Raw genomic sequence first — 11,809 nt, forward strand, 5'->3', positions numbered from 1 at the left:
CCCCGACGCTTAGGCAGCCGCACGCTCTCCGGCAATGTCGCTCGGCGCGGGTATCGGCGGATCGAGCCGCACGAACAGTGTCGCGACTGCCCCGCACAGCATCAACACACCTGCGAGATACAGCACATGGCGGGGGTCGTCGCCCAGCAGGCCGTAGATGTCGAACGCCGCGAAGGTGAAAATCTGCAGCAGCATAGGGATGACGATGAACATGTTGAAGATGCCCATGTAGATGCCGGTGCGCTCGGGCGGGATGCTTCCCGCCAGCATGATGTACGGGTTGCCCATGATGCTGCCCCAGCCCACCCCGATGCCGATCATCGGCAGCAGCAGCGCCAGTGGCGCATTGATCTGAAAGCCGAAGATCACGGCGCCCTCATTGGCGGTGACACCGGGAATCGCGAGCATGGCAAGGCCGGAAGCGACCAGGGCGGCTGCGTGCACGGCCTTGACCCCGACGCGCCGCACCAGTGGAACCATCGCCAGCGCCGAGGCGAAGGCGATGAAATTGTAGAAGGCACCCGCCTCGCCATAGGCGAGCTGTGCGGTGCGGAAGGCTTCGCTCGCGCCGTCTTCCGTACCGAACGCCGATTTGGCGAACGACAGCGCGACATATTGCCAGTAGCAGAACATCGCAAACCACTGGAAAAGCTTGACGAAGGCAAGCTGGCGCATGGTGTGCGGCATGTCGACGATGGCGTCGCGGATATCGCGCAGCATGGTGCGCACGCCCATCGGCTGGCTGCGCATCAGCGCCACCTCGCCTTCGGTCAGCGGCAGTTCGGGCACCGCCATGACCGACCAGACGATGGTCGACAGCGACAATATGGCGCCGATGGCGAAGGCCAGGCGCGCGGTGTCGGGGATGCCGTTGGCATCGACGGCGTTGGGATCCATCCCGAAGCCCACGAAGATCGACGGCGCTGCGAAAGCCAGCATCTGTGCAAGGCCGGTGAAGCTCGACTGGGTGAGGAAGCCGAGCCGGTGCTGGTCCTCGTCGAGCCGGTCCTTCACATAGGCGCGATAGGGCTCCATGGTGATGTTGTTGGCCGCATCGAGCACCCACAGCAGGGACGCCGCCATCCATAGCGCGCTCGAATAGGGCATGAAGAACAGTGCCAGCGAACAGAAGATCGCGCCAATCAGGAAATAGGGCGTGCGGCGGCCCCAACGCGTTACCGTCCGGTCGGACAGCGCGCCGATGATCGGCTGGACGAGCAGCCCGGTCATCGGACCCGCCAGCCACAGCAACGGCAGACTGTCATAATCCGCGCCGAGATAACGGTAGATGGGGGACATGTTGGCCTGTTGCAGGCCGAAACTGAATTGGAGGCCGAGGAAGCCGAGGTTCATCTGGATGATGCGCCACAGGCTCAGCAGCGGCTTGCGCGCCGCGCCGGTGCCAAAGCCCGCCGGTACCGCCATCGCCCCTGCCATATGCACCTCTCCCGCCGCCGCCTCTCATGGCGGTCGGCCTGCTTGTTTCACGCCGGTGACCGGCCTTCAAGCGAAAGGGGCGACCGGTGGTTGTCGGCCGCCCCGAAAGCGATGTCAGAATTCGAACCGCACCGCCGCAGCCACGGTGCGCCCGTTGATCGAGCGGGCACGGACGATGCCATTGCCGGGGATCGACCCTTCCTCCGCCTCGGTGATGCCGACCGTGTTGAACAGGTTGTTGGCATTGAGCGAGAGCTCGACCCTTTCAAGCGGACGGAAGGCGACGAAGGCATTGACCTGCGCAAAACCGGGCAGGACCAGATCGTTATTGTCCTGTGCATAGCTGTCGGTGGTGCCGATCAGCTGCGCGCCGATGGTGAACTGGTCGGTCTCGTAGCGCGGGGCGAGCTGATAGATGAACTCGGCCTGGCGACGCGGACGGTTGCCGACATTGGCCGGCGAGATGTTGTCGTCGGTGATCTCGGCATGGGTCCAGGTTGCACCGCCGCTGATCGAGAAACCGCCGACGCGATAGACACCTTCGAGCTCGATGCCATAAGCCTCATAGCCGCGGCTGAAGAGGCGCTGCGTCGTTGCTTCGAAATTCTCTTCCTCGGTCGTCGCGTAAAAGCCGGTGGCATAGAGCTGAATGCCGCTCGACTGATATTTCAGGCCGACTTCGGCCTGATCGACGAAGTCGACCGCCACCGCATTGTTGAGCAGCGCGCCGTCCGAATTGCGGACATTGTTGCCGTTGAACAGGATACGGTCGGCATTGGCGCGGCCACCGCGGCTGTAGCGCCCGAATATCGAGAGATCGTCGGCCAGGCGATAGTTCACGCCCAGCGAGTAGCTGACATAGTCATAGTCATAGTTGACGAGGCCAGGCTGACCGAGCGGCACGACGCTGGTCTGGCTTTCGGGCACGGAGATGGTGCCATTGCCGTCGATGTCGCGCGAGGTCAGGCCCACGCGACCGCCACCGAGATCGGACCCGAACACCGCGCCTTCGGCCGAGCCGAAATCGAAGCGGATGCTGCCATCGATGGTCAGCTTGTCGAAATCGAAGCTGAGCGAGGCGAAGGGCGCGTTGGTATCATAGGCGAGGTCATAGACGCGGCGGCAGCAGTTGCCGAAGAAGGTCGCGCCATAGCCGACCGTGCCGCCGTCGGTGACGGTTACGCCGGCGGCATTGCGGACATTGACCAGCGCGGCATCGCCGCCCCCGCGCACCTCCAGCAGGTGCGCCGTCCACAGCCAGCTCGTGTCGATTTCCTGGCGCGACTTGTAGAAGCCGATCGAGAAGTCGGCCGTGCCGCTGCCAATGTCGAAGCTGCGGTTGAGGCGGATGTCGTTGGTGACATTGTCGAGGCTGTTGAGCCGCGTGTTGAACAGCACCACCTGCGCGACCAGCGCGTTGGCAGCCAGTACCTGACCCGCATTGGGGCCGTTGGCGAACACCGCGGTCGCGCCGGCACCGCCGATGCCGGTTGCGACCGACGAGGCTGTGCCCACCGAACCGGGGAAGGGCGAGGTAAAGCCGCCGGAGATGTCCGAATAGCGGAAGCGGTTGGTCAGCTGCCAGCCATCCAGAATGTCGAACTGGGCTTCGAAGCCGACCGACTTGACCACCGGATGCATGCCATCGCGCACATCGTAGCGACCGACATTATTCTCGCCGTCGAGGGTGGTGGCGGTGACGAAATAGCGCGAATGGAGGCTGTCTTCGTTGATGTCGAAGCCGGGCACATTGCTGTAGTCGGGGTTCGAGGCCGAACCGGTGACCAGTACGGGGTTGGGCAGATAGCCGACGGCATTGTCGTTCAGATACTTGCCGTAGAGGCGGATGTAGCCGCCTTCGAACTCGCGGGTGATGTTGACCCGGACCTGGCCGCCCTGCAGGCCATCGTAGCCGATGTCGCGCGGGCCTTCGCCCTGGCGATAGAAACCGCCGATATGGACCAGCAGATTGTCCGACAGGCGGGTGCCATAGTCGAAATCGACGCGATACTCGTCATAGTCGAGCCCGGCCGAGACCTGGATGGCACCGCCTTCGACTGCACCGGTCTTGGAGATGAAGTTGACCACGCCGCCCGGCGAATTGGAAGCGAAGGTCGAGGCCGAACCACCGCGCACCGTTTCCACCCGCGCGACATTGAAGTCCGAGCGCAGGAAAATGTCGGCGTTGGCGAAGGTGATGTCGCCGAATTCGAGGATCGGAAGACCGTCTTCCTGGAGCTGCAGGAACTTGGCGCCGCCCGACGCAACCGGCAGGCCGCGCACCGCGATGTTGGCGTTGCCTTCGCCGCCAGAGGACTCGGAACGGATACCCGGGAGCGCACGCAGGATCTCTGCGGCCGAGCGCGGAGCGGCTTCGAGAATCTGGTCGGCCGACAGCGAGCTCACCGAAACCGAGGTTTCGAGGCGGTTGCGACCGCGAGGTTGGGCGGTGACGACGATGTCCGGCGCCGATTCGCTGGCCTCATCGTCGGCGGGTGCCGCGTCCTGTGCTGCCGCCGGCATGGCACAGGCCAGCAGCGCAATTGCCAGAACAGTCGTGGATGCGCCGAAACGGCGGACATGCAATGCCATGATACTCTCCCCTGCGAAATCCGTGCGGAGAGGCTTGGGCCCTCCTGCAGAGTGCCTCCTGCCATCCTTCGCAATCGATTGCAATAGCGAGTCATTGCGACGCCGAGGCTTTCGTGCAATCGATTTCACGAATAACCGGCAGCTGTGACTTCCGCGCCACACGCGGCCGTGGTTGCCAATGTCTTTACCAATGTGCAGATAGAAGCGAGGGGAACAAAGGCCTGGCCAGCCAAACAGGACCAGAGGCGGCACCGTCAATACCATGACGCGTATCAGAAACATCAAGGAACTGGCCGACATGGCCGGTGTGTCGACAGGCACCGTTTCGCGCGCACTGGCCGGATCGACATTGATCAGTGCATCGACCCGTGAGCGCATTCAGGCGATCGCCGCCGAATACGGGTTCAAGCCCAATATCCTGGCGCGCAACCTGCGCACCCGCAAGACCGGCGCGATCGGCGTATTGATCCCGCTGGGGCACGAAACCGGCCAGCATATTTCCGATCCCTTCTTCATCACCATGCTCGGCCTGCTCGCCGATTCGCTGACCGAGCGCGGCTATGATCTGCTGCTGTCGCGTGTCATTCCCGCCAACGACAGCTGGCTCGAGGATTTCGTCGATTCGGGTCGGGTCGACGGCGTCCTGGTCATCGGCCAGTCGGATCAGGCCGCCACGCTCGATGCGGTTGCAGAGCGCTATCGCCCGCTCATCGTCTGGGGTGGCCACTATCCCGGGCAGCGCCATTGCTCGGTCGGCTCGGACAATTTCGCGGGCGGTGGCCTTGCCGCGCGCCATCTCATCGAGCGCGGGTGCAAGCGCATCGCCTTTTTCGGCGATCCGCGCGCGCTCGAAATCGGCCAGCGCCTCGATGGCTGCCGCGCCGCCATGGCCGAGGCCGGGCTCGCCGATCAGTTGAGCGTATTGCCAGCGCACCTTATCGCCGAAGCCGCCCATCCCGACATCGCCAGCTATTTCGCCACCGGCGGAGAGCGCCCGCACGGCATCGTCGCCGCGTCTGACGTCATCGCCATGAGCGCGCTGCGCGTGCTCGCCGAGCAGGGCCTGTCAGTGCCCGGCGACGTGCGTGTCGTCGGTTACGACGGTCTGGCGCTGGGCGAGCAGACGGTACCGCGCCTGACGACGGTCAGTCAGGATCTCACCGCCGGCGCGGCCCATCTGGTCGATCTGCTGCTGCGCCGGATCGCCGGTGAAGACGCCGAATCGGTGGTTCTGCAGCCCGAGCTTGTGGTGCGGATGTCGAGTTGACCTAGGTCGCAAACTGACACTGCGGCCTATCGATATTGCTGCCAGCGATCACCCGTCGATCAGCGCCAGAGCCCCCATCAGTCCTGCATCGTCCCCCAGACCGGGCGGTGTAACCAGTGGCCCCTCTGGCAGCGGAAAATAGCCTGCCGCGAGCATCCGCGCCTGCGCGTCGACGGCCGCATGCAGCCCCGGTGTCGCCATCACGCCGCCGCCGATCACCACCCGCTGGGGTGAGAGGATGGCGAGGAAAGCGGTCACCGCCTGGGCCAGATACCAGGCGATCACGTCGCGCGCGCCATGGGCTTCCGGCAGATCGGACAGCGATGCACCCCAGCGCGCAATGATTGCGGGTCCGCTGGCCAGCCCTTCCAGGCAGGCACCATGATAGGGGCAACTGCCGTCGAAGACGCGGTCTGCCGGGTGTCGTGGCAAGCGCATATGGCCCATTTCCGGGTGCGAGGCGCCATGCAGTATCCGCCCGTCGATGACCGCGCCGCCCCCGATTCCGGTTCCCACCGTGAGATACAGCAACGAACGCAGCCCCTGCCCCGCGCCCCAGCGGTGCTCGGCCAGCGCCGCACCGTTGACGTCGGTATCGATGGCCACCGGGCAACCGAACGCGGCAGCAAATGGCCCGACCAGATCGGCACCGCTCCAGTGCGGTTTGGGTGTCGCGGTGACATGGCCCCATGTCGGCGAGTGCCGGTCGAGATCGAGCGGGCCGAAGCTCGCTATGCCGATACCGTCAAACGACCCGCCATGGCTGGCGAACCAGTCTACTGCGGCGCTGAGAACCAGTTGCGGCGTGGTTGTGGGCAGCCGGTGGCGCGCGACGATGGCACCATCCTGCCACAGGGCGAGCACGAACTTGGTGCCGCCTGCCTCGATCAGTCCGTAACGCCCCCCGGTCATGCGTTCAGCCTGCCACCCAGGCCCTGTCGCCGTCCAGTGCTATGCTGAACCGCGGGGCGGGCACGCCACCGAAATGCGCGCGGCGCACCTCCGGCGACTGGTCCGCCGGATCCGTGCGCAGACCGGGCATTTCCAGAAATCCGGCGACGTCCAGCTCACCGGTCACCCACCAGCTATAGGTCTGGTAAGGCGCATCGGGCGGGTTGCCGGCGACCAGGCCATGGCCGTTAAGCGGACGCCACGGCCCCGTCATCCGATCGGCAACCATCCCGTAAAGTCCATTGGGGCCCGCCGGGCCACCGGGGGCAAACACCCGCCGCTGGGTGGAGAAAAACAGATAATAGCGCCCGTCGCGGGCGATGATGTGCGGCCGCTCCAGCTCATTGTTGAGGCCGGTCACATCGAGCAGCGGGTCGAGCGCGACCCACAGGCCGCCCTGGTGGCGCGCAACGCCAATCGCCCCGTTCCAGTCGCTGGCGGCATCGGGGATCGACGCGGTGAACAGCAGATATGCGCTGCCGTCGGCGGGGTCGCGAAAATAGGCCGGGTCGCGGAACCCCTTGATGAAGCCGGGCACACCGCTGACCTGATCGACAACCATGTAGCGCTGCCCATCGGCAGTCAGCGACTCGACCGGATCGGACCAGTCGGCGATCCGCAGCGTCTCCCCTGCCCCCACCAGCCGGCCGCTGGTCTCGAACAGGCGCTGGGCAAAAGTGGGTGCCGGCTCGCCACGATGACCCGCGGCGGTGAAAAAGAGGGTGACGCGCCCGCTCGCCGGATCATACAGCGCGGATCCCGCCCATTCGCGGCTGCCCGGGCACAGATCGTCCGGCAAGGCATGGCCGCAATCGACCAGCGTCCCGTCGGGCTGTTCCAGTACCAGGCGGACGCGGGCGATGCCGTGCCGCTGGTCCGAATCGGGGAGGCGCGGCGCGGACAGGATCATCCACAGCGTCGCGCCATCGAAGCGGGCCGTCGTGCCATCGGCCAGCTGCAACGGCCACATGTCCCACAGGTCAAGCCCGGCGATGCCCCGTGCCCGCGCTGCGGCCAGCGACGCCGCGTCGATCAGCGGAATGGTGGTTGTCGCGTCCTGCGCCAATCCCGCCACTGCCATCGCTGTCCAGCGTGAACCGGTCGTATCGACTTCCGCCCCCACTTCGCTCTCCCACTGCGCCCCGAGCGCGCTGCACGCTCCATAGCGAGGGAAAGACCAGACAACAACAATCGATTGCATAAGCCGCAAGCCGATAGAGCGATCCGCATTGTTTCGCTGGTGGCTAGGCGGTTGCGGCGCGCGCCGCCGACTCCACTCTGGCGCGATCGGCCAGCATCAGCGTGGAACTGGCCTTAGCCAGCACCTTGCCATCGGCATCGAGCAAGCGCCCTTCGAAGAAGCAGGTCGAGCGTCCGCGCTTTTCGACCCAGGCCTCGGCAATGACCGAGCCCGGGCGCGCTGGCGCGAAAAAGCTGACCTTGAGTTCCAGCGACATCGGCACCACGTCCGGCCCGGCCATCGCGATGGCGGCGTGGGCCATCGCCGCATCGATCCAGCCGGTGACAAAGCCGCCCTGCACCACGCCGCCGGAATGGCACATGTGACTGCCGGCGCAATATTCGATTCGGGCGCGCCCTTCGGGCAGCATGTCGATGACCCGGACGAGTCCGAGCGTTGCGGAAAGGTCGCCCGGAGCAACGGGTGGCAGTGCGGTGTCGGTCATCATACCATGATGAAAGCTTGAGCAATTCTGTGCAAGCACCCCGCCCGCCCCACGGCATACCGATTTTTCGTTCGGCGGGGCTTGGCAAGGCCGCGCCGCCGGTCCAAGGTTGACGGACACGTAAAGCAACAACGCCGGGCAATCTGGCCGGGCAGGGCAAGTGGGAGCGAGAGATGGAATTCGACCTGAGCGATCGGCAGAAATATTGGCAGGGCCGCGTACGCAACTTCATCGCGGACCATGTCCGACCGGCAGTACCCACTTACAAGGCCCAGGATCGCGAGGGCGAACGCTGGAAAGTGATCCCGGTGGTCGAGGAACTGAAGGCCAAGGCCAAGGCAGACGGCATCTGGAACCTGTTCATGCCGCCGCGCCAGCCGACCCACCATCATGTCGATGAAAGCTTCGAGTTCGAAGGCCCCGGCCTCACCAACCTCGAATATGCGCTGTGCGCCGAAGAAATGGGCCGTGTCGGCTTTTCGTCTGAAACGATGAACTGCTCCGCACCGGATACCGGAAATATGGAAGTGTTCCATCGCTATGGCACACGCGAGCAGAAGGAGCGCTGGCTTAAGCCGCTGATGAACGGTGAAATCCGTTCCGCCTTCTTGATGACCGAGCCGGCTGTCGCCTCGTCCGACGCCACCAATATCGAGACCCGCATCGAGCGCGATGGCGACGATTATGTGATCAACGGCCGCAAATGGTGGTCGAGCGGCGTCGGCGATCCGCGCTGCGAAGTCGCCATCGTCATGGGCAAGACCGATTTCGGAGCCAAGCGCCACGCCCAGCAATCGATGCTGGTGGTGCCGATGAACACGCCGGGCATCACCATCCTGCGCCACCTGCCGGTGTTCGGCTATGACGATGCCCCGCATGGCCACATGGAAGTCGAGCTCAAGGATGTGCGCGTCAACGCCACCGAAGCGATGCTGCTCGGCGAAGGCCGCGGCTTCGAGATCGCGCAAGGGCGCCTCGGGCCGGGCCGCATCCACCACTGCATGCGCACGATCGGCGTCGCCGAAGAGGCGCTGGAGCGGATGACCCGCCGCCTGCTGACGCGTGTCGCTTTCGGCAAGGCGCTGGCCGAGCACAGCGTCTGGGAACAGCGCATCGCCCGGGCGCGCATCGATATCGAGATGACGCGGCTGCTGTGCCTGAAGGCTGCGGACATGATGGACAAGGCCGGAAACAAGACCGCCGCCAACGAAATCGCCATGATCAAGGTGCAGGCGCCGAACATGGCGCTGCAGATCATCGACGACGCCATCCAGGCGCACGGCGGCGGCGGCGTTTCCGACGATTTCGGCCTTGCGAACATGTATGCGCATCAGCGCACGCTGCGGCTGGCCGATGGCCCGGACGAAGTCCACGCCCGCGCCATCGCCCGCAACGAGTTCGGCAAATATGGTGGGCGCGACGCGATGAATGCCGCGAAGGAAGGCTTTTCGTCGGGCGATCTCGGGGTGGCTCGGTAATTTCAGCCGCTAGAAGGAAGACCGTAGCCCCGAGCCTGTCGAAGGGCGCTTCGCCATAACGACAGAGGCCCTGCGACAGGTTCAGGGCTACGGATATTAAGGATCAGCGTTGATGACCAAAGCCGCCATCCTCACCGCCCCCGGCCAGCCGCTTTCCGTCGAAGATGTCGTCGTCGACAAGCCCGGCCCGCACGAAGTGCTCATCCGCACCGTCGCCTGCGGCCTGTGCCACAGCGACCTGCATTTCATCGAAGGCGCCTACCCGCACCCCCTGCCCGCCATTCCCGGGCATGAGGCGGCAGGTATCGTCGAGGCGGTGGGCAGCGAGGTGCGCACGGTGAAGGTGGGCGATGCGGTGATCTCCTGCCTGTCCGCCTTCTGCGGCCATTGCGAATATTGCGTCACTGGGCGGATGAGCCTGTGCATGGGCGGCGACACCCGCCGCGCGCCGGGCTCGCCCCCGCGCATCACCCGGCCCGATGGCAGCGTGGTCAACCAGATGCTCAACTTGTCGGCGTTCAGCGAGCTGATGCTGATCCACGAGCACGCCTGTGTTGCCGTCAATCCCGAGATGCCGCTCGATCGCGCGGCGGTGATCGGCTGCGCGGTGACCACCGGTGCTGGCACCATTTTCAACGCCTGCAAGGTGACGCCAGGCGAGACGGTGGCGGTGGTCGGTTGCGGCGGCGTGGGTCTTGCCACCATCAATGCCGCGAAGATCGCCGGGGCCGGGCGCATCATCGCTGCCGACCCGATCCCCGAAAAGCGCGAGCTGGCAATGAAGCTCGGCGCGACCGATGCCATCGACGCGCTGGCCGACGATGCCGCCAAGCAGATCGTCGAGATGACCAGGGGCGGCGTCGATCATGCCATCGAGGCGGTCGGTCGTCCGGCATCGGCAGCGCTGGCGGTGGGATCGCTGCGGCGCGGCGGCACGGCAACCATCCTCGGCATGATGCCCTTGGCGGAAAAAGTGGGCCTCTCCGCGATGGACCTGCTGTCGGGCAAGAAGCTGCAGGGCGCGATCATGGGCGGCAACCGCTTCCCGGTCGATATCCCGCGCCTCGTCGATTTCTACATGCGCGGCCTGCTCGATCTCGATTCGATCATTGCCGAACGCATTCCGCTCGAGCGGATCAACGAAGGCTTCGAGACAATGAAGAAGGGCGACAGCGCGCGCAGCGTGATCGTGTTCGACCAATGAGCGGGGCGATCAACGCCGAGGAAGCGTTCAAGGGCACGGTGGTGCCCGAAGGCGCCGACCTGCTCGACGAGGCCAAGCTGACCGCGTGGATGGAAGCCAATGTCGCAGGCTTCGCCGGGCCGCTGCGGCAGGGCAAGTTCGCCGGTGGCCAGTCCAACCCGACCTATCGCATCGATTCCCCTTCCGGCAGCTATGTGCTGCGCAGGAAGCCGTTCGGCCCGTTGCTGCCATCGGCGCACGCGGTCGACCGCGAATATAAGGTGATCGCCGGGCTGCACCCGACCGGCTTTCCTGTGGCGCGGCCGTACGGCCTGTGCACCGACGACAGCGTCATCGGCAGCTGGTTCTACATCATGGGCATGGTCGAAGGTCGGACGATCTGGGACGGGTCGATGCCCGGTGCCACCCCTGAGAGCCGCCGCGCGCACTACAACGCGATGATCGACACGCTGGCGGCGCTGCACAGCGTCGATGTCGCGGCCGCCGGTCTGTCGGACTTCGGCAAACCGGGCAATTATTTCGGGCGGCAGGTCGATCGCTGGACCAAGCAATATCGCCTGTCCGAAACCGAAACCATGCCGGAGATGGAACGGCTGATCGAATGGCTGCCGGCAACGCTGCCCGAGCAGACCCGCACCAGCGTGGTGCATGGCGATTATCGCATCGACAACATGATCTTCCATGCCAGCGAGCCCAGGGTGCTGGCAGTGCTCGATTGGGAACTGTCGACCCTGGGCGATCCGCTCGCCGATTTTACCTATGTCGCGATGGCCTGGGTGACCGAAAACGGTGGCCGCTCGGGCGTGATGGATCTCGACCGCATGGCGCTCGGCATCCCCGAGCTGGAGGAGGCGGTCGAGCGCTATTGCGCGGCAACCGGGCGCGACAGCGTGCCGGACATGAACTGGTATTTCGCCTATAATTTCTTCCGCCTCGCAGGGATCATGCAGGGCATCAAGAAGCGGGTTATCGACGGCACCGCCTCGTCCGCGCATGCCAAGCAGATGTCCGAACGGGTCAATCCGCTGGCCGAGCGGGCGTGGGCCTTCGCGGTCAAGGCGGGCGCGGAGTGAGTTTAGCCCTCTCCCCCTACAGGGGAGAGGGTTGGGAGAGGGGCAGTCCTTGATACCAAACATTGGGCCGGCGCGAGAGACTGCCCCTCTCCCCGGCCCTCTCCCCTGAAGGGGAGAGGGAG

The 11,809-nt window shown here is 65.1% G+C and carries 9 protein-coding genes; 4 read left to right on the forward strand and 5 right to left on the reverse strand.

Going from position 1 to position 11,809, the window contains the following annotated elements; all coding sequences use genetic code 11:
• Window positions 1-9: 9 nt before the first annotated feature.
• Both AC0QC4_RS03135 and AC0QC4_RS03140 read right to left on the reverse strand, forming a co-directional pair.
• A complete protein-coding gene (locus AC0QC4_RS03135; protein ID WP_483658256.1) occupies window positions 10-1,437 on the reverse strand; it encodes an MFS transporter in 1,428 nt (475 codons plus the stop codon).
• A 114-nt stretch (window positions 1,438-1,551) separates the two neighbouring features.
• Complete coding sequence (locus AC0QC4_RS03140) at window positions 1,552-4,029, reverse strand: TonB-dependent receptor (protein ID WP_483658257.1); 2,478 nt, start codon at window positions 4,027-4,029, stop codon at window positions 1,552-1,554.
• 262 nt (window positions 4,030-4,291) lie between these two features.
• Between AC0QC4_RS03140 and AC0QC4_RS03145 the strand changes: the two genes are divergently transcribed.
• Window positions 4,292-5,296, forward strand: a complete 1,005-nt coding sequence (locus AC0QC4_RS03145) for a LacI family DNA-binding transcriptional regulator (protein ID WP_483658258.1) — start codon at window positions 4,292-4,294, stop codon at window positions 5,294-5,296.
• Between the two features lie 48 nt (window positions 5,297-5,344).
• Here AC0QC4_RS03145 and AC0QC4_RS03150 read toward each other — a convergent pair whose 3' ends face one another.
• The 3 genes from AC0QC4_RS03150 to AC0QC4_RS03160 form a co-directional block, all read right to left on the reverse strand.
• Window positions 5,345-6,208: an ROK family protein gene (locus AC0QC4_RS03150; RefSeq protein ID WP_483658259.1), complete on the reverse strand. Its 864-nt coding sequence runs from the start codon at window positions 6,206-6,208 to the stop codon at window positions 5,345-5,347.
• Window positions 6,209-6,212: 4 nt separating this feature from the next.
• Window positions 6,213-7,370, reverse strand: a complete 1,158-nt coding sequence (locus tag AC0QC4_RS03155; RefSeq protein WP_483658260.1) for a glycoside hydrolase family 68 protein — start codon at window positions 7,368-7,370, stop codon at window positions 6,213-6,215.
• A gap of 121 nt (window positions 7,371-7,491) precedes the next feature.
• Window positions 7,492-7,932: a PaaI family thioesterase gene (locus AC0QC4_RS03160; protein WP_483658261.1), complete on the reverse strand. Its 441-nt coding sequence runs from the start codon at window positions 7,930-7,932 to the stop codon at window positions 7,492-7,494.
• Window positions 7,933-8,105: 173 nt separating this feature from the next.
• Between AC0QC4_RS03160 and AC0QC4_RS03165 the strand changes: the two genes are divergently transcribed.
• From AC0QC4_RS03165 to AC0QC4_RS03175, 3 genes are all read left to right on the forward strand, one after another.
• Window positions 8,106-9,410, forward strand: coding sequence for an acyl-CoA dehydrogenase family protein (locus AC0QC4_RS03165; protein WP_483658262.1), 1,305 nt, complete (start codon window positions 8,106-8,108; stop codon window positions 9,408-9,410).
• A gap of 112 nt (window positions 9,411-9,522) precedes the next feature.
• Entirely contained in the window at window positions 9,523-10,614 is a 1,092-nt protein-coding gene (locus tag AC0QC4_RS03170) for a Zn-dependent alcohol dehydrogenase (RefSeq protein WP_483658263.1), read from the forward strand.
• Window positions 10,611-11,687: a phosphotransferase family protein gene (locus tag AC0QC4_RS03175; RefSeq protein ID WP_483658264.1), complete on the forward strand. Its 1,077-nt coding sequence runs from the start codon at window positions 10,611-10,613 to the stop codon at window positions 11,685-11,687. The genes AC0QC4_RS03170 and AC0QC4_RS03175 overlap by 4 nt, the downstream gene beginning before the upstream one ends.
• Window positions 11,688-11,809: the final 122 nt, after the last annotated feature.

This window comes from Sphingomonas sp. jy18, assembly GCF_056931895.1.